Origin of the sequence: Faucicola mancuniensis (genome assembly GCF_046523945.1) — a bacterium.
Classification (GTDB): domain Bacteria; phylum Pseudomonadota; class Gammaproteobacteria; order Pseudomonadales; family Moraxellaceae; genus Faucicola; species Faucicola mancuniensis.
In genome coordinates this window covers 1,243,874-1,265,248 of record NZ_CP171363.1, presented here as the reverse complement: position 1 = coordinate 1,265,248, position 21,375 = coordinate 1,243,874, and the positions used below count along the sequence as shown (strand labels likewise).

Below are 21,375 nucleotides of genomic sequence, written 5' to 3'. Positions count from 1 at the left end.
TTTCTTAATTATCAAAAGCATTTCTCATCGCTTTTACCGCATTGTCAAGCCCCATAAACACGCTATCGGCGATAATGGCATGACCGATATTCAGTTCGTGAATATCGTCAATTTCGGTAATCGGTGCGACATTTTCACGAGTTAAACCGTGTCCTGCATTTACCAGTAAACTTGGCTTTCTGTCTTTGGCGAGATTAACCGCTAATTTTATGCGTTGTAGCTCTTTATCAATTTTTGTGGTGTCTTTTTCTAGCCAATATTCAGCATATGCCCCTGTATGCAGTTCAATCGCATCTGCTCCAAGTTCAATGCTTTTTTCAATTTGGGCGATGTCTGGGTCAATAAATAGCGAAACTTGCGTGCCAACTTGGTGCAATTTTGCAATGGCATGAGCGATTTTTTCGCTATTGCCAATCACGTCAAGTCCGCCTTCGGTGGTGACTTCTTGGCGTTTTTCTGGTACTAGGCACACCCATTCTGGCTTAACATCACAGGCAATAGCGAGCATTTCTTCCGTTACTGCCATTTCTAGGTTCATACGGGTTTTTAAGGCTTTTTTCATGGCGTACACGTCCGCATCTTTGATGTGTCTGCGGTCTTCTCGCAAATGTAGCGTAATGCCGTCCGCTCCTGCTTGCTCGCAAATCAACGCCCCTTGTACAGGGTCAGGGTAATCCACGCCACGAGCGTTTCGCAAAGTAGCGATATGGTCAATATTTACACCGAGTAAAGGTTTGTTTTTATTCATGATTTTTCCTTTGTAAGCTATTGATATTTTATCATTTGTTGCCACAATTCACGGCTTTTGAGTGGTTGATAATTGAGTAAATTATCCAAAATATTACGATAAATTTTGGCAAAATCGGTTAATAATATCGGCGTTTTCGTTAAATTTTGGCAAAAAAACTCATCAAAAGTTTGCGGATTATCCAATAAATTTTGCCAAATTAACAAATTTTCACCCAAAATCGCATTTTTTTGCCTTTCATTGCTAAAACAAAAACCTTGTTCTAATTGATAGTGATAAAAACAGGTTTTTTCAATGGAATTTTGCAAGTTATCTTGTGAAAAATCAATGGCATAGCCAAGTTCATTTAACAATACCGTTTCAAAATGGCGTAAATAAAAATGCAATCTCCATTTGTCATTTTGATTGTCATCTTGAAATAATAAAAAAATGGCGTTAATCGTTTGGGCGTATTGTTGCCAAAGGTTTGGCGTTGCGTCTTCTACGTTGGATATGCCAAAAATTCTTAACAAAAGTTCGTTAATATACAAACCTGCTAAATTGCTTTTGCCGTGATTTCTGCTAAAAATTTGTTGGTTATTTTGATAAATAATTTGGCTTTGGCTAAAAGTTTTTAGACTGTTTTTGCCTGTGGCGAAAAGCTGAATTTGATAAAATAAGGGTAAGTTTTTTTTGCCAATGCCATGCACCAAGCCCAATTCTTGCGAAAAAAAGTAAATTAGGCTACGATTTTCGCCGTAAGGTTTTTGGTGAAGTACATAGCCTGTTAGGGGTTGATTTCGCAAATCAATAACCCAAACTTGTCAAAGCTCTGTCATCATCGCTCCAGCCTTTTTTGACTTTTACCCAAAGCGTGAGCATGATTTTTTTACCAAACATTTTTTCCATATCAAGACGAGCATCCATACCAATTTGTTTGATTTTTTCGCCTTTATCGCCAATCACAATCACTTTTTGCCCTTGTCGCTCCACAAAAATAGTCGCATCAACGAACGTTACCGCTTTTCGCCATTTGCCTGTTTTTGGGTCTTGGTGGGCAGGTTCGTCCTTGTAAGTGTCAATTTGCACGGTCAAATCGTACGGAATTTCATCGCCTGACGTTCGCATGACTTTTTCACGGATAATTTCGCTCGCTAAAAACCGCTCAGAACGGTCGGTAATCTGCTCGCTATCATAAATCGGCTCGGCAATCGGCAAATATTTGCCAATCACTTTAACAAGTTCGTCCAAATTATGCCCACGCAAGGCAGAAATCGGCACAATATCGGCAAATACACCTGTATTGTGCAGTTTTTCTAACAATGGAAACAATTCGCCTTTTTGTTTTATCGTGTCGCTTTTGTTAATCACCGCAACGACAGGCACGTCAAGGTTTTGGATTTTGGCGAACACCAACTCATCATCGCCCACCCATTTTAAACTGTCAATGACAAACAGCACCACGTCCACGTCCGCCAATGCTGAAGTAGCGGTTTGGTTCATACGCTCGTTAATCATTTTGACTTCTTTGCTGTGAATACCCGGTGTATCCACAAAAATCGCCTGCATTTCTTCATTGGTAAAAATACCCGTAATGCGGTGGCGAGTGGTCTGTGGTTTGCGAGATGTGATAGAGAGTTTTTGCCCCAAAACATGGTTCATCAAGGTAGATTTGCCAACATTTGGGCGACCGACAATCGCCACATAGCCTGTGCGAAAGTCTTCGGCTCGCTGTGGTTCGCTTTCGCTTGGGTTAAAAAATTGGCTGATGATGTCATTGTTTTGGTTGTCATTGTGGTTGTGATTGTCGTTCATGGTTTTCTCAAAATTTGGGTTGATTGTGCTTATTGTAGGCGAATTTATTAAATTTTTCAGTAATTTTTTGATAAGTTAAAATTTTTATTAATTTCTGTATTGACAGAAATTAATAAAAAATGCAAAATATAGAAAATCTTAACACACTGGGGAAATTTATGAAACTCACACCAACGATGGAAAAATTCATTTTACATTGGGGCGAAATGGGCAACAAATGGGGCGTAAACCGCACCGTGTCGCAGATTCATGCATTATTGTATTTGGTGGATAAACCGATGAATGCCGAAGAAATCACAGACACGCTTGGCGTGGCTCGCTCCAACGTGAGCAACAGTATCAAGGAATTGCAAAGCCTAAATTTGGTGCAAACCGTGCATATCATGGGCGACAGACGGGATTATTTTACTAGTGCCAGTAATGATGTGTGGGAGCTTGCCAAAGCGATTGTGGAACAGCGTTATCGCCGTGAGCTTGCCCCAACGGTGGATTTTTTGGCGAATTTGATTGATGACCCTGAGTTTAGCAATGAGAATGCTGATGTGCAAAAACGCATTAAAGATACGCATAATTTTGTAGATACGCTGACGACTTGGGCGAATGAAATGTTAAAACTTTCTACAATGACCCTTAATCGTATCTTAAAACTTGGGGCTACGATTCAAAAGTTTTTGAAATAAATGATGAATGAGAATTGATTATGACTGAAAAAACTGATTATCCTGTATTAAATACATTGTGGCAATTTAACTTTTTCGGTGGTTTAACAAGTGCCATCATTTTAACTTTATTTAACCTAAATTCGACATAAGAAAAAACTAAAAAAAAGAAGCCCAATATGTTAAAGTAAATTCACCACAAACAACCCTAACAAGGACTTCTTACATGGACAACCTCGAAGCACTATACTGCCACATAGACGACTATTGCAAAACATACACAAACGAACAACAGAAGAAAATGCTAACCCAAAAGAGCAAAAGCAGTAAAAAAACACGAAACAAACCATGCCGTATTAGTTTATCAGAAATCATCACCATATTGGTAGTATTTCACCAAATAAAATACAGAGAATTTAAAGCCTTCTACTACAACTACCTCACCCAATGGCTAAAACCTGCCTTTCCAAACCTACCAAGCTACACAAGAATGGTAGAACTCATGGAAAAAGCAATAGTTCCCATGTGTGACTACCTACAATCTCTCATGCAAAACAACTGCACAGGCATAAACTACATTGACTCAACCAGTTTAGCCGTATGTGATAATCACCGTATCAACCGCAACAAAGTATTTGCAGAAACAGCACAGCGAGGTAAAAGCAGTATGGGGGGGGGTAGTGTTCAAAAAACTGTGTCAATTCTGTAAACTAACAAAAAAACAGGAAAGACACCATGCAAAACTTTGACTTTAACGAAGCCTTAAAAGCAATCCAATCAGGCAAACCCATCACAGGCAGTGATGGGGTACTTACCCCGCTCATCAAACAACTCACTGAAGCTGCCTTATCAGCCGAAATCGACAGCTACTTAGAGCAGAATCCTAGTAAAAACCGCCGTAACGGTTATAGTAAAAAGACTATCAAATCCACAGTCGGTAGCTTTGAGCTAGAAACACCCCAAGACCGCAATGGTGAATTTGAGCCTGTATTGGTCAAGAAACACCAAACCAAACTCACGCCTGAAATTGATAACCGTATCTTATCGCTATTTTCTCATGGCATGAGCTATGGCGCAATCAAAAACCATATCGCTGAAATTTACCAACTTGAGGTTTCCGAAGCCACCATTAGCAGTATTACTGACCAACTGATACCACAGCTTAAAGCATGGCAATCACGACCACTTGATAGTGTTTATCCCTTTGTTTGGCTCGATGCTATTCACTACAAGGTCAAAGACGAAGGACGCTATGTCAATAAAGCGGTTTACACGCTTCTAGCACTTAATACCGAAGGTAAAAAAGAACTCATCGGTCTATACTGCTTTGAGAGTGAAGGAGCAAACTACTGGCTATCGGTACTCACTGATTTACACAATCGTGGCGTACAAGATATTCTCATTGCTTGCGTTGATGGCTTAAAAGGCTTTCCTGAGGCGATACAGGCTGTCTTCCCTAATACGGAGGTGCAATTGTGTGTGATTCATCAAATTCGCAATAGTCTGCGTTATGTGGCAAGTCGTGACCAAAAAGCCTTTATGCGTGATTTAAAGCCTGTCTATAAGGCGGTAAACGAAATAAGCTTGCTAAAATTACTGTATGTTGGTATGCTAAATGCGTCAGAGAAATGGACGATGCCAATTAATAATTGGGGTCAATCAATGATGCAGTTGTCTATCTATTTCCCTGGTCGTTTAGATACTGTGATGAAACTATAATTTAACTGACACAGAGTTTTGAACGCCCTCCAACGTGTGTTAAATGAGCATGTTATTGGTAAAATCAAACGTTTTAAAATATTATCTTGTCGTTATCGTAATCGCAGAAAACGTTTTGGATTAAGGGTCAATCTGATTTCTGCGATTTATAATTTTGAGTTAAGGTAGTTTGGAAAGAGGTCTAATGTGACTATGCTATACTGGTGCATGATACACAAAAGAATCTGCCAGTTGGTCAAGATTCGAGATACTGACGTTTAGATCGTTTATCAGTCCATTTTCTAACCCATAAATCCAACCATGCACCGATAATGGCTGACCACGATGCCACGCATTTTGCACAATTGTGGTATGACAAGTATTGGTCACTTGGCGTTTGACATTGATTTCACACAGCAAGTCCACTTCTTGCTCAGGGGTTAAATCCTCAAAACTATCAGTATATTGATACCGCATACCTTTTAATGCCCTAAGCCAATTATCAATCAAACCATATTCTTCATGTCCCAATGCCGCTTTGACCCCGCCACACCCATAATGTCCGCAGATGATAATATGCTCAATTTTTAGAATATCGACTGCATATTGCAACACCGACAGTAAATTCATATCAGTAGCCACTATCATATTGGCGACGTTGCGATGGACAAATAGCTCACCTGGCATTAGCCCAACAACTTCATTGGCAGGTACACGGCTGTCAGAACACCCTATCCATAGATATTTGGGATTTTGCTGTTTAGCAAGGCGTGCAAAATAGGTAGGATCACGAGCATTGAGCGCATCTGACCAAAATTTATTATTATCCAACAAATCAGCTAAAGAATGCTCAGGTACATTAATTTGGCTCATGATTAACCTTGGTTTTGATTGGGTAAAATTTGAATTGATAAAATCTAGCTTGTTAGAACTAGCTTAACCAAAAAAATTTAAACCACCAATGCCCAAAAAGTACGCTTTATCACGGTCTGAATACGCTAAAAGTAGTATTTATTAAAAATAACTGCTACTTCTGACGACTCTTTTTTTGAGTAAAGCCCCCCTATCATAAGTCTAGTATAACCAACATTAGGTTGTTTTTATCATGTTAAAAAATGTCGACAAAAATAAATCCCAATACTTACACTCACTCAGTCAGCATCCATTAATTCACTTATTACCTGACGGTCCCCTTGGTAATCAAGCCAAACAAAGTTTGTTAAATAAAGTATCACTCACCCAATACCACAAAAACCAACATATTTTTTTGCAACATGACCAAGTCAATTATCTCTACTTCTTGCTTAGCGGTGTGGTGAGCTGTCATCGCCAACTGCCCAATGGTCAAGAATGTATTATCCAACTATACGACAAGCCCAACTTGCTCAATGAAAGCGTCCTATGGCAATACGATATCCATGATAGTCAATTGCATGAACAAAAAAAATCATTATTATCAGCTCGTTATGCAGTGACCCAACATACTCAATCTAAACAATTACAATTATTACTCAATCAAGGTAACTTACACCAACTGACTGCCAAAGCTAACCAAACCAGTATCGTGGCGACATTGCCTGTCAGTGATTATTTTTATTGGGTGGGAAAGTTTGAACTTGGGGAGCTGTTGACATGGTTTACCAGCCAAGTGAGTAAACGCTTGTATCAACATTTATTAAGCAGTGATTTGCTCACATTTCAAAGTGCCAAAGCCAAGGTCAGCTATTATTTGCTCACCCATTTTCCGCCCAATACGTCGTTTGTGCTACCTATAAGTCAAAAACAATTGGCAAATCAAATGGGGTTACGCCCAGAGACATTAAACCGAACCTTACAAACCCTTCAACAGCAAAGACTTATTGAACGCCAAGGCGAACACTTTTCGTTGTTAGATATCACAGGGTTGTTAGCACTTATCAATGATTGATAAAAATCCTTATTTTGGTTGTTTAAATTCGCTGACTGCCCAAACAGCGGCTTCGACTCGGCTACGCAGTCCGATTTTGTTTAGAATGTGCTTGACGTGGACTTTGACGGTGGATTCGGCAATGCCGAGTTTGTTGCCTATCATTTTGTTGCTTAAGCCTTCGGCTATCATTTGTAGCACTTGTAGTTCTCGGTCGGTCAAGTCGTAATTGCTTTCGTTTTTGGTGGGTTTTCGCATAGCTTGGGCAAGTATGGGTGCAAGACTTGGACTAATCACCAATTCATCACGCAGAATTTTGCGGATATCTTTGATGATGTCCTCAGGCTCGTTATCTTTGAGCAAATAGCCGTCCACGCCGTATTCCAACGCATCTTGTACGTCTTTGCCACTATCGGATACGGTAAAGAGTAGCACTTTGCCTTCAATCTCAAGTTCTCGAATTTTTTTGAGTGTTTCGATACCATTCATGATGGGCATATTGTTGTCAAGCACGACCAAATCCACGCTATTGTGTTGCAAATAATCAATCGCTTCTTGACCATTATTGGCTTCGCCCACGACTTTGACATCATTTTCTAGACTTAATAAGTCACTCAAGCCACGCCGTATCATGGGGTGGTCATCGACTAGTAACAGACGAGCAGGATTAACGGAAGTATAAACAGTAATCGACATGGTGTTTCCTCGAATTTTGTAAAAGATTTTTATATTTGTTTAGTTTTATTTAATTTTTAGTTAAAAAAATTAAATTTATAATTTAGGTTAGGACAAATAATTTTGGCATAAATTTGACCAAAATCGCTGTGCCATGCGGTAGCACGTTATTGATAGCAAATTCGCCATCTAAATTATGGCTACGTTCTTGCATAATTTTTAGCCCGTGATGTTGGCATTGGTCAAAACCTTGCACCAAACCTTGCCCATCATCTTGTACTCGCAGGGTGACAGCACCTATTTGGCTTTGGCTCAAGCTAACATGGGCATTTTTGGCATTGGCATGGCGGTTAATGTTGGACAATGCTTCACGGGTAATTTGGAGCAAGTCAACCTGTTCATTGGCAGTCAAATTACTGCTAGTCAGACGGTTATCAAGATGAATGATAAATCCGCCTTTTTGAGAAAATTCATCACAGGCTTGTTGTAAGGCTTGGTCAAAATCCCCTTCTTCAATCTTAAGGCGGAATGTGACTAGTAATTCTCGTAATTGGCTGTACGCACTGTTCAATCCCTCTTTGGTTTGATCCATGATTTGTTCTATTCGCTCATGGCTATTGTCATCTGATTGTTTGAGTAACGTGGACAATAAAGCGATTTGAATTTTAAGATACGACAGCGATTGAGCCAAAGAATCATGTAATTCTCGGGCGATGGTATTGCGTTCTTCAAATAAAATCAATTGATGTTCTTGTTCTCGTTGTTTTTGACTGCTAAATACCATGGCTATCAAGTTAGCCAAGGTATTTAACAATTCGGTTTCATCAAAAGATGGCTTGTTATCCACCCAATTTGGGTCAGTTTCGACCAATTCAATCTTGTTTTTTTGAGTATGCAAAGCAACGTGAGCCTTAGTTGGGGACGAAACAGCCGTATTTTTTGGGGTAACAATCAGCTCCCCCAATTCTGTTTGTTGATGATGAATTGGAAAAATCCAACTTTTACTTTGCTGTTTAAGATGACATTCATCACAGTGTTGTTGCTGACAAAAACTCCCTAAACTCCCATCCAAAGTTGTGCTTTTTAGGGCAATGACATCTTTGGTTTTGTATTGCTCATTATTTAGACACAGCGTCAGATGCAAATGAGGCATAAGTTCAGCAAACTGATTGATTAACAGCTGCAATTTTGGGAATGAAATATTTTGGTTACTCAATTCTTTGGCAAAATTATAAAGTAGCGTCAATGCTTGGTTGCTTTGGGTCAAATGAAACGTCTTGCGAGCCACTTCCGCTTCAAGGTCATCTTGATAACTACTCAACGCACGGGTCATATCATTAAACGACTTACCTAAGTCGATAAATTCTTCATAGCCCTCAATCTCTACTTGAGGTCTTCCGCCTTCACGGAACTGGTTCGTTGCTTTTTGCAAGCGTTTGACAGGAACCAGCACGTTTTGTTGCAGTTCGTATAACCCTATCAGCATGATGATTAGCGTCACTACCAACGAGCTAATTTGTAAAGTTTGCTGATAGCTTTGGCGTGCTTCATTGCGAGCTTGGATTTGTTTGACCAAATCATCCACGCTGTTGATGTATTGGGTCGAAACCGCAAAAAATTGCTGACCATTGTTATGAATCAACAACGGCTCAAGTTTAGAATACCATGTTGTCTGTATTTTCTCAATTTGAGCGTTAATTGCCTTGTCCTGATTACCTCTGGATTGCTCATAAATCTCTAAATTGTTCAAACGTAACCGCATATCTTCGGCTAATTGGGTAGCAATCGGCTTTTGATGATTAACCTGGAAATTATTATCCAAATTATCCAAATTTTGATAATGACTTGCCAATAAATAATTCATCCGATAAGTCGCCATCCGAATCGACCCTGCGGTATTAATCGCTTTGGCATCGGACTCTGCCACCCAAGCCAACAAACCACTTGATATCGCCGTCATCAATGCAAGACTAGCAATCACCACCACCGCTGACAATGCACGCACAGGCAACGAATTAACCACCGCTTTATGCAATCTATTCGATAGAGTCGTCAATAATTTTGGCGAAATCGCAGATGATTTTTGCAAAGCTACTCCTAAATAGTTACCATGATTTTAATGTAGCAAAAGGACAGTAAAAAATTCTTAAATTATTCGATGACGATAATTTAACCATTTGATAAATAATAGATTTATCGAGAGAATCCCCAAAAAACCATGCCTACTACTTTGGGGGTATTAATGATATTTTATCAAATTTTTTCAAAATATAATTGATTCAAATCAATTAAAAATAAAAAAGATACGCTTATTATACATCTTATTAGCTAACTTCTTATTGGAATTTATCAAAGATAAGATTTCGTCGATTTTGGAGGTTGTCATGGCAAGTCTAAAAACCAAACAATATATGGTACTTACGTCATCCACCATTGCATTTACCGTGTGTTTTATGATTTGGATGATGTTTGCGGTACTCGGTATTCCTATCAAAAAAATGTTGTCGTTATCTGAGACCCAATTTGGGCTATTGGCGGCGTTGCCTGTTTTGACAGGGTCGCTGGTACGTTTGCCACTGGGCATGATGACCGACAAATTTGGCGGCAAAATCGTGTTTTTTGTGTTGATGTTATCCACTGTGATTCCGATTTATCTGTTGTCGTATGCCCATGAGTATTGGCAATTTTTAATTTTGGGTTTGTTTGTTGGATTGGCAGGTGGCTCGTTTTCGGTGGGGATTGCCTATGTCGCCAAATGGTTTGAACCACAAAATCAAGGGCTTGCCATGGGCGTATTTGGGGCTGGGAATGCAGGTTCGGCTTTGACCAAGCTGATAGCCCCTACCATTATCGCCATTGGTGGCTGGCAGTTGATGCCAAAAGTGTATGCGGGGTTGATGCTGATTACGGCGATTGGTTTTTGGTTTGGCAGTTTTGATAACAAAGAACACCGTACCGCCAGCAAAGCGAGCATTGGCAGTCAATTAGCCGTATTAAAAGATAAAAACGTGTGGCGGTATTCGCAATATTATTCGATTGTGTTTGGTGGTTATGTGGCGTTGGCGTTGTGGATGACCCATTATTATGTCGATGAATACGGCTTTAACCTAAAAACCGCCGCTTTTTTGGCAGTCTGTTTTAGTTTACCAGGGGGCGTGCTTCGTGCGTTGGGTGGCTGGTTGTCTGATAAATACTCGGCTCATACCGTGACTTGGTGGGTGCTTTGGGTGGCGATGATTATTTTGTTTATCCTATCGTATCCGCAAACCGACTTGGTCATTCATACCGTGAAAGGCGAACAAGCGTTGCATTTCGGCTTAAATTCTACTGTATTTACCATTTTGATTTTTGCATTGGGGATTACTTTTGCCATTGGTAAGGCGTCTGTGTTCAAATATTTGTCAAATGATTATAAACAAAATATTGGTGCAGTATCTGGTGTGGTGGGGTTGTTTGGTGGTTTGGGCGGATTTTTATTACCAATTATGTTTGGTAAAGCGGTCGATATCACAGGCGTACGTAGCTCAGCGTTTATGATTATGTTTGGGGTGATTTGGGTCAGTTTGATTTGGATTTATCTGTCCGAAGTGCGTCCACAAATGGAAGCAAGTCACCAAGCGAATAAAGCTGAAAAAGCCCGTACACAAGCAACTTCATAATTTTGATAAAAATTCTCCTATCACAGGATAGGGGAATTTTTTGTTTTTAGTCAACTCACTCCTCTTTCTACTCCCAAAGGATAACTAATCCTTTGGTTAAATATGCGATGTGATAAGGGAATTAAACTGACTAAAATCTTAGACTAATACAATGCATTTAAGTCTATAAAATACTAGGCGGAGAATAAAATGAGCAATGAATATAAAGGGGGTCGCAAAATCACTGATTGGCGACCTGAAGACCCTGTCTTTTGGGAACAGCACGGCAAACAAGTCGCCAAACGCAATTTGTGGATTTCGATTCCAGCCTTGTTGTTAGCCTTTGGGGTTTGGGTGATTTGGTCGGTGATTGTGGTGCGTATGCCAGAGGCTGGGTTTAAATTTGACAAGGGTCAATTATCAACCTTGCTTGCGTTGCCTGCGTTGTCTGGGGCAACGATGCGGATTTTTTATTCGTTTATGGTACCGATTTTTGGGGGCAGACGTTGGACAACGATTTCCACCGCTTCGCTGTTAATTCCGACTGTTTGGTTGGGTTTTGCGATTCAAGATGTGAATACGCCGTTTTGGGTGTTTGCAACTATTTCTTTGCTGTGTGGTTTTGGTGGGGCGAATTTTTCGTCTAGTATGTCCAATATTTCGTTTTTTTATCCAAAATCACAACAAGGCATGGCATTAGGTTTAAACGCTGGTTTGGGTAATTTGGGTGTGTCGGTCATGCAGTTTGTCATTCCTTGGTCCATTAGTTTTAGCCTGTTTGGGGCGTTGGGCGGTGACGGTCAAGTGACGACCAAAGGCACAACTTTGTACCTGCAAAATGCAGGGTTTGTGTGGATTGGTTCGGTTGTGATTATCACGGTATTGGCGTGGTTTATGATGAATGATTTGACATCTGCCAATGCGTCTTTTAAAGACCAAGCGGTGATTTTTAAACGCCAACATAACTGGATTATGTGTATTTTGTATTTGGCGACTTTTGGCTCATTTATTGGCTTTTCGGCAGCGTTTCCAATGGTGATTAAACAGTCATTTCCTGATATTGACCCGTTAAAAGTGGCGTTTTTAGGGACGTTGGTCGGTGCGTTGTTTCGCCCTGTAGGTGGCTGGATTGCTGATAAAATCGGCGGTGCAAAGGTGACCTTGTGGAACTATATCGTGATGGCATTGGCAGTTTTTGCAGTAATGTATTTCTTAAAAGTCGGCAGTTTTGTGGGCTATTTTGCATGTTTTATGGTGCTATTTATCACCACAGGGATTGGCAATGGTTCAACGTTCCGTATGATACCTGTGATTTTCCGTACCATGCACGAACGTCTTAATTCGCCAGATTTGGTCAATCAAGCTCGCAAAGAATCGGCAGCGGTGGTTGGTTTTGCAGGTGGGTTTGCGGCGTATGGTGGGTTTTTTATTCCCAAAATGTTCGGTTCAGGTCTTGGGGTGAATGGCACGTTTATCGCTTTGGTGGTGTTTTATGTGATTTGTATCGCTTTGACGTGGTTCTACTACAGCCGTAAAGGGGCGGAGTATCCGTGTTAAGCTTATTAAAGCTACCTCCTAAGTAGTATCCCCATCAACCACTAGCCAATAGCAAAATATAGCCAATTATCTATACTAATACTAGGTCAAACTAAACTATTTTTAAGTACATCCAAAATCACGATAAGGATAGCAATATGAGCCATCTACTCGACCAACTTCGATTTTTTAAGAAAAAAACAGGCGAATTCGCTGACGGACATGGTGAAGTACGTAACGAAAACCGTGAATGGGAAAACGGCTACCGTAGCCGTTGGTCATACGACAAAATCGTCCGCTCCACCCACGGCGTGAACTGTACAGGTTCATGTTCATGGAAAATCTACGTCAAAAACGGACTGGTCACTTGGGAAACCCAACAAACCGACTATCCACGCACTCGCCCAGACTTACCCAACCACGAACCTCGTGGCTGTCCTCGTGGGGCAAGCTATAGCTGGTATATGTACTCAGCTAACCGTCTCAAATATCCAAAAGTGCGTAAACCCTTGCTAAAACTCTGGCGTGAAGCCAAAGCCAAACACTCCGACCCTGTCTTGGCGTGGGCAAGCATTGTCGAAGACCCAGTCAAAGCGGTCGAATACAAATCCAAACGTGGCTTGGGCGGTTTTGTGCGTTCTTCATGGAAAGAATGTGTCGAAATCATCGCCGCTGCCAACGTCTATACCGCTAAACAATTTGGTCCCGACCGTATTGTCGGTTTCTCGCCGATTCCTGCGATGTCGATGCTCAGTTATGCGTCTGGGGCGAGATATTTGTCGTTAATTGGCGGAACATGTTTATCATTTTATGACTGGTACTGTGACTTGCCACCAGCAAGTCCAATGGTATGGGGCGAACAAACGGACGTTGCCGAATCTGCCGACTGGTATAACTCAAACTACATCATCGCTTGGGGGTCAAACGTCCCACAAACCCGTACACCAGACGCTCACTTTTTCACCGAAGCGCGTTATAAAGGGACAAAAACCGTTGCCATTACCCCTGACTATGCCGAAATCGCCAAATTGTGCGACCTTTGGTTAAACCCAAAACAAGGCACAGATGCTGCCTTGGCTCAAGCCTTTAGCCATGTGATTATCAAAGAGTTTTATCTAAAATCGCAAAGCGATTACTTCCAAAATTATGCCAAACGCTACACCGACTTGCCAATGCTCGTTATGGTCGAAGGCGAAGGTCGTGATTTGCGTGCAGGGCGTTTCTTGCGTGCGTCTGATTTAACAGGCAATCTGGGTCAAGATAATAACCCAGAGTGGAAAACCGTTGCATTAAATCAAAACGGCGAACTGGTTTCACCACAAGGCTCTATCGGCTACCGTTGGGGCGAAAATGGGCGTTGGAACTTGGAAGCTCGTGACGGCACAACAGGGCAAGAAGTTGATTTGATGTTAAGCCAAAAAGGCAGTGGCGACACGGTCGAAGTCGGTTTGGATTATTTTGGGGGCGATGTTCACCCTTACTTTACCACAGCTCAAGGCGAAGAAATCCAGTACAAAACCCTACCTTGCCGTACCATTAACCTTGCCAATGGGCAAACTGCCAAAGTCGTGACCGTTTTTGATTTAATGGTTGCCAATTTGGGCGTGGATAATGGTCATGGTGGTTTGCACGTTACCGATGATTACAACGATGCCAACATTGCAGGCACACCTGCATGGCAAGAAAAAATCACAGGCGTAAGCCGTGAAAAAGTGATTCAAATCGCTCGTGAATTTGCCGAAAATGCCCACAAAACCCACGGTCGCTCAATGGTAATTATCGGTGCAGGTATGAACCACTGGTATCACCTTGACATGAACTATCGTGGCGTGATTAATATGCTGATGCTGTGCGGTTGTGTGGGTCAGTCGGGCGGTGGTTGGGCTCACTATGTCGGTCAAGAAAAACTACGTCCGCAATCTGGCTGGGCTCCTGTTGCCTTTGGGTTAGATTGGCATCGTCCACCACGCCACATGAACGGCACAAGTTTCTTCTACAACCATTCTAGCCAATGGCGACATGAATCGGTATCGGCTCACGAACTACTCTCGGCTCACGCCAACAAAAACCACTTCCCAGAGCATATGCTTGATTACAACATTCAAGCCGAACGTGCAGGCTGGTTACCGTCTGCCCCACAGCTGAATCGCAACCCTTTAACCATTGCCAAAGAAGCCCAAGCCAAAGGCATGAAAGTGGAAGATTATGTGGTTGAAAGCCTACAAAACGGCTCATTACGCTTTGCTTGCGAACAGCCAGACAGCCCACAAAACTTCCCAAGAAATATGTTTATCTGGCGGTCAAACCTACTTGGCTCATCAGGTAAAGGGCATGAATATATGCTCAAATATTTATTGGGTACAAAAAACGGCTTGCTTGGTGAAGAAACCGTACAAGACGGCTTTAGACCCCAAGAAATTGACTTTGTCGAAAATGCCCCAACAGGCAAAATTGATCTTGTCACTACCCTAGATTTCCGTATGTCTAGCACTTGTCTGTATTCAGATATCGTGTTGCCAACCGCCACATGGTATGAAAAAGAAGACATCAACACGTCAGATATGCACCCCTTTATTCACCCATTTACCGCAGCCACCGACCCTGCGTGGGAATCAAAAACTGACTGGGAAATCTACAAATACATCGCCAAAGAATTCTCTCGTGTGTCAGTCGGACATTTGGGAACAGAAACTGACGTGGTAACTTTGCCAATGCAACACGACAGTGCCGATGAACTGGCACAGCCATTTGGCGGTAGCGACTGGAAAACCGCTGGTGAAAAACCAATCCCCGGCATTAACTGTCCACTGATTAAAGTGGTCGAACGTGATTACCCAAATACCTATAACAAATACACGTCTTTAGGTCCATTAATGGACAAATTGGGCAACAACTCCAAAGGCATCGACTGGGATACCACAGAAGAAGTCCACCAATTGGGGGATTTGAACTACCGTATCACAGACGAAACCAGTGCCAAAGGTCGCCCCAACATGAACAGCGTGGTCAATGCCATTGAAACGGTACTGATGCTCGCCCCAGAAACCAACGGTCATGTGGCGGTCAAAGCGTGGGCAGGATTATCACAAAAAACAGGGTGTGACCACACCCATTTGGCAAAATCCAGCGAACACGAAAAAATCCGCTTTAACGACATCGTTGCACAGCCTCGCAAAATCATCTCAAGCCCAACGTGGTCAGGCTTAGAATCGGAAAAAGTCAGCTACAACGCAGGCTACACCAATGTGCATGAACTGATTCCTTGGCGTACCTTGACAGGTCGTCAGCAGTTCTATGTCGAACACCCTTGGATACAAGCCTTTGGCGAACAAATGCAACAATACCGTCCGCCGATCAACACCAAAACCACCGACTTGTTTAAAGATGCCAAACCTAATGGTAACCCAGAAATCGTACTGAACTTCTTAACCCCTCACCAAAAATGGGGTATCCACAGTACCTACTCTGAAAATTTGCTGATGCTGACCCTTTCTCGTGGTGGTCCTATTGTCTGGATAAGCGAAATCGATGCCAAAAAAGCAGGGATTGAAGATAACGACTGGATTGAAGTCTTTAACCACAATGGGACAATTACCGCTCGTGCCGTCGTCTCCCAACGTATCAAAGAAGGCATGAGTATGATGTACCACGCCCAAGAAAAACTGGTCAATATCCCAGGGTCTGAGCAATCTGGTACTCGTGGTGGTATCCATAACTCGGTCACTCGTGCGATTCTTAAACCCACGCACATGATTGGCGGTTATGCCCAATTCTCCTATAGTTTTAACTACTATGGCACAGTTGGCTGTAACCGTGACGAATTTGTCATCGTGCGAAAAATGAACAAAATCGACTGGTTAGAAGGCAAACCTGATGACGAACTGCCCCGCCCATTGCCAACGACACTCGATTAATTTTGTTAAAACATTTGTAAAGTGGGTTATCAGAGCATAACCCAAAATAACCAAAAAGTTTATCTACTACTTTAGACGGATAAACAGTTATCACTTTAACAACTTTCGCATAATTGGTTTGTCCTACTTTTATTGGCAAAATACGGTAAAAGTAGGATAAAACCCACTACAATTTTCTAACAATTCGCCCCACCCACAAGGCAGGGATAAAAATAACTCGGAGCAACCTTATGAAAATTCGATCACAAGTCGGTATGGTACTCAACCTAGACAAATGTATCGGCTGTCACACTTGCTCGGTCACTTGTAAAAACGTCTGGACCAGCCGTGAAGGTATGGAATATGCTTGGTTTAACAATGTCGAATCCAAGCCTGGCATCGGCTTTCCCAAAGAATGGGAGAATCAAGCCAAATGGAAAGGTGGCTGGATTCGCAACGCAGACGGCTCAATCAATCCACGTATCGGTGGCAAATTCCGTGTGCTTGCCAATATTTTTGCCAACCCAGATTTACCAAGTATTGACGACTATTACGAACCGTTTGATTTTGATTATCAACACCTTCACACCGCCCCTATCAGCGAACACCAGCCGATTGCTCGCCCACGCTCGCTGATTACAGGCAAACGAATGCAAAAAATCGAATGGGGCCCCAACTGGGAAGAAATCTTGGGTTCGGAATTTGAAAAACGCCGTAAAGATAAAAACTTTGACCAAATCCAAGCCGACATTTATGGTCAATATGAAAACACCTTTATGATGTATTTGCCACGTTTGTGTGAGCATTGCTTAAACCCAACGTGTGTCGCTTCTTGTCCTAGTGGGGCGATTTATAAACGTGAAGAAGACGGCATTGTGCTGATTGACCAAGACAAATGTCGTGGCTGGCGGATGTGTATTTCTGGCTGTCCTTACAAAAAAATCTACTACAACTGGAAAACAGGCAAATCCGAAAAATGTATCTTCTGTTACCCACGTATCGAAGCGGGCTTGCCAACGGTTTGTTCGGAAACTTGCGTGGGACGTATCCGTTATCTTGGTGTGTTATTGTACGATGCCGATAAAATCAAAGAAGTCGCCAGTCTGCCCAATGAGCAAGACTTGTACCAAGCCCAGCTTGATATTTTCCTAAATCCGCACGACCCAGCCGTGATTGAGCAAGCGTTAAAAGACGGCATTGATATGTCAGTCATTGAATCGGCTCAAAAATCACCTGTGTATAAACTGGCGGTCGATTGGAAATTGGCATTACCACTGCACCCAGAATATCGCACCTTACCAATGGTTTGGTATGTGCCACCCCTATCACCGATTCAAAACGCCGCCGAACAAGGCAAAGTCGGTATGAATGGCATTTTACCTGATGTGGATAGCTTGCGTATTCCGCTTAAATACCTTGCCAATATGCTCACCGCAGGCGATGAAGCGCCTGTACGTTTGGCACTTAAACGCCTACTTGCCATGCGCGCGTACAAACGGGCTCAACAAGTTGATAATGTCGAACTCAAACAAGTGCTTGACGATGTCGGCTTGACCCAGTTACAAGTTGAAGATATGTATCGCTATCTTGCGATTGCCAATTACGAAGACCGTTTTGTCATCCCAACCGCCCACCGTGAAGAAGCATTAAGCGATGCGTTTGCCGAGAAAAATGGCTGTGGCTTTAGCTTTGGCAATGGTTGTGGTGGTGAATCTGACACCCATATGTTTGGGCAAAAGAAAAATAACCAACGCAACTTTAGCCAAACGGTACAAACTTGGGAGTAACGCATCATGACAACGCAAGTTTCCCAAGCCAATCCAACCACACCAAATTTAGCCATGCAAAACGACATGAAACTGCTTAAAGTGCTAAGTTTGCTGATGGATTACCCAAGTCACGAGCTATTTATAGATGGCAATCTTGACGAATGCAAACAACTGGTCATGACCAGTCGGCTGATTAGCCCCCAAGTGCGTAGCGAAATCGCAAGTTTGATTGATGAAATGCTCGAACTTGGCGAAATGGAAACCCAAGCCAAATATGACAGTTTATTTGAACGGGGTCGCTCATTGTCGCTTTGGCTATTTGAACACGTGCATGGCGAAAGCCGTGACCGTGGGCAAGCTATGGTCGATTTAATGGCACAATACGAAGACGCAGGTTTTGAAATCAACGCCAAAGAACTGCCCGACTATCTGCCCATGTATCTAGAATTTTTGGCATACCAAGCCCAAATGACAGGCGATGAGTCGGACAATTACCGCCATATTCGTGAAGAAATTAGTAATATTAGCCATATTGTCACGGTTTTATCGGCTCGTCTGGTTGATAAAAATAGCCAATACGTCAGCCTTTTTAAAGCCTTATTGCAAATAGCAGGCGAACCGTTGTCAGTTATCGATGATGAACTTGCCAAACTGCAAAAAGATAACAAACCTGCGGACGATACCGCCGAAGCCATTGACAAAGAATGGGAAGAAGAAATGGTGGACTTTTTGGGAGCAGAACAAGAAAACTGCCCGTCAAGCCAAACCAAACAACGCATTGCCAGCCTACAAGGTGAACAAGCCCAACGCCAAGCGACCGTACCTGTGCATTGGGTCGATTTTAATCAAGGCGAGCAAAATCAATCCCTCAAAAATAACGCCCAGCTAAGTAACAAACAGGAAGAAATATTATGAATACAACCAATCCCAGCGACTGGATAAATGTTTTTTTATACGGTATTTATCCTTATATTGCCTTGACCGTGTGTGTTTTTGGTTGTTGGGCAAGATTTGACTTATCACAATACACTTGGAAAACAGGTTCAAGCCAAATGCTCCAGCCCAAAGGCATGAGAATGGCGAGCAACCTATTTCATGTGGGGATTTTGATTATATTACTTGGGCATTTTTTTGGGATGTTCACGCCCCATGCAGTTTATAGCGTGTTTATCACCGCCCCGCAAAAACAAGTGTTAGCCATGGCGGTTGGTGGTATTGCAGGGTTGATTTGTTTGGTTGGTCTGGTTATGCTGATTATTCGCCGTTTTACCGACCCACGTGTTAGCCATACCTCAAGTTTTGGTGATAAATTGTTACTTTTGGTTTTATTGGCTCAATTAATTCTAGGTTTATGCACCATTGTGGTATCGACCAGTCACCTTGACGGTGTGATGATGATGAACCTTGCTAGCTGGGCTCAAAACTTGGCAATTTTACGCCCTGTTTATGCAGCCTCGCTCGTAGAGCAAGTAGGTTTAGTTTATAAACTGCATATGTTCTTGGGTACGACTTTAATTTTGCTTGTGCCATTTACTCGTTTGGTACATATCATCTCTGCCCCAATTTGGTATCTTAGCAGACGTTATCAAGTTGTACGTCGAAAAACAGCTCAAGCTTGATTGTTTAATTTTTAAAAAACGAATTTTCCAGTTTCCACGAATAGGTCATCCTCCCCCAGCCGACTGTTCGTGGTTTTTTTATGTATGTTCATTTGCAGTATTTTATCCTAAATACTGTAAATAACGCTAGGATATCTTACACATTAGACAATATATCGAAAAACAAGAACGCCCTGATTAGGGCATTAGTGCTTACATCTCCATCTGAGAAGCGCTGCTTCGCAAGAAAGATTATAGATGGAGAATTACGCACGATAAGTTAAAGATAATTAAGTAAATTTCTTTATAATGCTAAAGCGGTATAGTAAAAAAAGCTAATAAAATAAATAATAATAAAAACTTTAACTTATCTAAGGGTGACATATGACCGTTTCAACTTTTAACCCAAAACAAACCCAACCAGTCGAACCAACCGAAACCCAATCCACAGGTTGTGGCTGTGGCAACTGTAGTTGTGGCGGTCATCACCATCATCATGGCGAACATGACCATCACCACCATCATCATGATGAATTTGATGATGACATTCGTATTATGCCGACTTCCGATGACCTAAAACGCCCCCACAGCGAAAAAGAATTGATTGACGAAGCTATGGCAGAGATGAACCGCTCAAGCAATCTTATCGCCTCCAGCCGTCAAACCATTCCCACCATTCGAGTTAATGGCGTGACTATCGACCCCAAAGCCATTGCCCAAGAAGTGCAATACCACCCTGCCAATAGCCAAGACGAAGCCCTGTACCAATCGGCTCATGCCCTTGTGGTGCGAGAATTACTCAAACAAGCCGTCCTTGCCGATACCGATTTGGGTGAAACAGCATGGCAAACGGACGAAGAAACCGCCATTAGCGAGTTGATTGACAAAAACGTTCAGCCCACCATTCCCAATGAAGACAGTTGCCGTCAATTGTTTGACAGCAACCCAGAGCGTTATGTTACGCCACCGCTGATTACAGCACGGCATATTTTGCTGGCTTCTGCACCTGATGAAGGCGAAGAGCGTATTGAACTCAAAAAACAAGCATTGGACTTGATAAAAACTTTACAAACTAGCCAAAACCGTGATGCCGACTTTATCCAATTTGCCCAACAATATTCGTTTTGTCCGTCAAAAGATGATGGTGGCAATTTGGGCGAAATTATTAAAGGTCAGACCGTACCAGAGTTTGAAAATGCGGTGTTTGCCCTACCTGTAGGCGTTGCGGTCAATCCGATTGAAACTCGGTTTGGCGTTCATGTGGTGGAAGTTTTGACTCGCCAAGACGGACACGCCTTGAGCTATGAGCAAGCCAAGCCCATGATAGCCAACCATTTGACCCAACAATCGTTTCACCATGCTTTGACCGATTATCTGTTTGGGTTAAGCCAGCAAGCCGATATCGAAAATATTGACTTGCAAATGAGCGAAGAAAACGTGTATCGTGGGTGATGAAATTTT

16 protein-coding genes and 2 pseudogenes are annotated in these 21,375 nt (G+C 42.2%); 12 read left to right on the top strand and 6 right to left on the bottom strand.

The window, feature by feature from the left end; translation table 11 throughout:
* Positions 1 to 4: 4 nt before the first annotated feature.
* Genes pdxJ through era form a run of 3 tightly spaced genes read right to left on the bottom strand, consistent with a single transcriptional unit; the run spans position 5 to position 2,542 of the window.
* A complete protein-coding gene (gene pdxJ, locus ACGTJS_RS06215) occupies positions 5 to 748 on the bottom strand; it encodes a pyridoxine 5'-phosphate synthase (protein ID WP_410473137.1) in 744 nt (247 codons plus the stop codon).
* A 17-nt stretch (positions 749 to 765) separates the two neighbouring features.
* Positions 766 to 1,533: a DNA repair protein RecO gene (gene recO / locus ACGTJS_RS06210; RefSeq protein WP_315041155.1), complete on the bottom strand. Its 768-nt coding sequence runs from the start codon at positions 1,531 to 1,533 to the stop codon at positions 766 to 768.
* 1 nt (position 1,534) lies between these two features.
* On the bottom strand, positions 1,535 to 2,542 hold the full coding sequence (gene era / locus ACGTJS_RS06205; protein ID WP_410473136.1) for a GTPase Era: 1,008 nt from the start codon (positions 2,540 to 2,542) through the stop codon (positions 1,535 to 1,537).
* A 158-nt stretch (positions 2,543 to 2,700) separates the two neighbouring features.
* On the opposite strand from era, the gene ACGTJS_RS06200 reads away from it, so the two are divergent.
* From ACGTJS_RS06200 to ACGTJS_RS06185, 4 genes and pseudogenes are all read left to right on the top strand, one after another.
* Positions 2,701 to 3,222 (top strand): GbsR/MarR family transcriptional regulator, encoded by a 522-nt coding sequence (locus ACGTJS_RS06200; protein ID WP_410473135.1) that lies wholly within the window; start codon positions 2,701 to 2,703, stop codon positions 3,220 to 3,222.
* 325 nt (positions 3,223 to 3,547) lie between these two features.
* Positions 3,548 to 3,874 (top strand): annotated as a pseudogene (locus ACGTJS_RS06195) (transposase); the annotation flags it as partial.
* A 62-nt stretch (positions 3,875 to 3,936) separates the two neighbouring features.
* Positions 3,937 to 4,920: an IS256 family transposase gene (locus ACGTJS_RS06190; protein ID WP_410473134.1), complete on the top strand. Its 984-nt coding sequence runs from the start codon at positions 3,937 to 3,939 to the stop codon at positions 4,918 to 4,920.
* Positions 4,921 to 4,944: 24 nt separating this feature from the next.
* Positions 4,945 to 5,088: pseudogene (locus ACGTJS_RS06185) on the top strand (IS5/IS1182 family transposase); the annotation flags it as partial.
* 27 nt (positions 5,089 to 5,115) lie between these two features.
* On the opposite strand, the gene can reads toward ACGTJS_RS06185, so the two are convergent.
* The gene (can, locus tag ACGTJS_RS06180) at positions 5,116 to 5,772 is read right to left on the bottom strand and encodes a carbonate dehydratase (protein WP_410473133.1); all 657 of its coding nucleotides are present in this window, start codon (positions 5,770 to 5,772) and stop codon (positions 5,116 to 5,118) included.
* Positions 5,773 to 6,004: 232 nt separating this feature from the next.
* Here can and ACGTJS_RS06175 point away from each other — a divergent pair, with 232 nt between their 5' ends.
* Positions 6,005 to 6,826: a Crp/Fnr family transcriptional regulator gene (locus ACGTJS_RS06175; RefSeq protein WP_315042315.1), complete on the top strand. Its 822-nt coding sequence runs from the start codon at positions 6,005 to 6,007 to the stop codon at positions 6,824 to 6,826.
* Between the two features lie 9 nt (positions 6,827 to 6,835).
* On the opposite strand, the gene narL is transcribed toward ACGTJS_RS06175, so the two are convergent.
* Together narL and ACGTJS_RS06165 are read right to left on the bottom strand one after the other, a co-directional pair.
* Positions 6,836 to 7,501, bottom strand: coding sequence for a two-component system response regulator NarL (narL, locus tag ACGTJS_RS06170; RefSeq protein ID WP_410473132.1), 666 nt, complete (start codon positions 7,499 to 7,501; stop codon positions 6,836 to 6,838).
* 82 nt (positions 7,502 to 7,583) lie between these two features.
* Positions 7,584 to 9,569, bottom strand: coding sequence for a histidine kinase (locus tag ACGTJS_RS06165; protein ID WP_410473131.1), 1,986 nt, complete (start codon positions 9,567 to 9,569; stop codon positions 7,584 to 7,586).
* 322 nt (positions 9,570 to 9,891) lie between these two features.
* On the opposite strand from ACGTJS_RS06165, the gene ACGTJS_RS06160 reads away from it, so the two are divergent.
* The 7 genes from ACGTJS_RS06160 to ACGTJS_RS06130 all read left to right on the top strand — a co-directional run bounded on the left by ACGTJS_RS06160 (position 9,892) and on the right by ACGTJS_RS06130 (position 21,366).
* Entirely contained in the window at positions 9,892 to 11,139 is a 1,248-nt protein-coding gene (locus ACGTJS_RS06160; protein ID WP_410473236.1) for an MFS transporter, read from the top strand.
* A gap of 189 nt (positions 11,140 to 11,328) precedes the next feature.
* Positions 11,329 to 12,675 (top strand): NarK family nitrate/nitrite MFS transporter, encoded by a 1,347-nt coding sequence (locus ACGTJS_RS06155; RefSeq protein WP_410473130.1) that lies wholly within the window; start codon positions 11,329 to 11,331, stop codon positions 12,673 to 12,675.
* A gap of 137 nt (positions 12,676 to 12,812) precedes the next feature.
* On the top strand, positions 12,813 to 16,568 hold the full coding sequence (locus ACGTJS_RS06150) for a nitrate reductase subunit alpha (protein ID WP_410473129.1): 3,756 nt from the start codon (positions 12,813 to 12,815) through the stop codon (positions 16,566 to 16,568).
* Positions 16,569 to 16,798: 230 nt separating this feature from the next.
* A complete protein-coding gene (gene narH, locus ACGTJS_RS06145) occupies positions 16,799 to 18,334 on the top strand; it encodes a nitrate reductase subunit beta (protein WP_315042307.1) in 1,536 nt (511 codons plus the stop codon).
* Positions 18,335 to 18,340: 6 nt separating this feature from the next.
* Positions 18,341 to 19,231 carry a nitrate reductase molybdenum cofactor assembly chaperone gene (gene narJ / locus ACGTJS_RS06140; RefSeq protein ID WP_315042304.1) on the top strand — a complete coding sequence of 297 codons (891 nt, stop codon included), beginning with the start codon at positions 18,341 to 18,343 and terminating at the stop codon, positions 19,229 to 19,231.
* The gene (gene narI, locus ACGTJS_RS06135; RefSeq protein ID WP_315042302.1) at positions 19,228 to 19,935 is read left to right on the top strand and encodes a respiratory nitrate reductase subunit gamma; all 708 of its coding nucleotides are present in this window, start codon (positions 19,228 to 19,230) and stop codon (positions 19,933 to 19,935) included. Before narJ ends, narI begins: the two co-directional genes overlap by 4 nt.
* A 534-nt stretch (positions 19,936 to 20,469) precedes the next feature.
* Positions 20,470 to 21,366 (top strand): peptidylprolyl isomerase, encoded by an 897-nt coding sequence (locus tag ACGTJS_RS06130; protein WP_410473235.1) that lies wholly within the window; start codon positions 20,470 to 20,472, stop codon positions 21,364 to 21,366.
* The last annotated feature ends 9 nt before the right edge of the window (positions 21,367 to 21,375 follow it).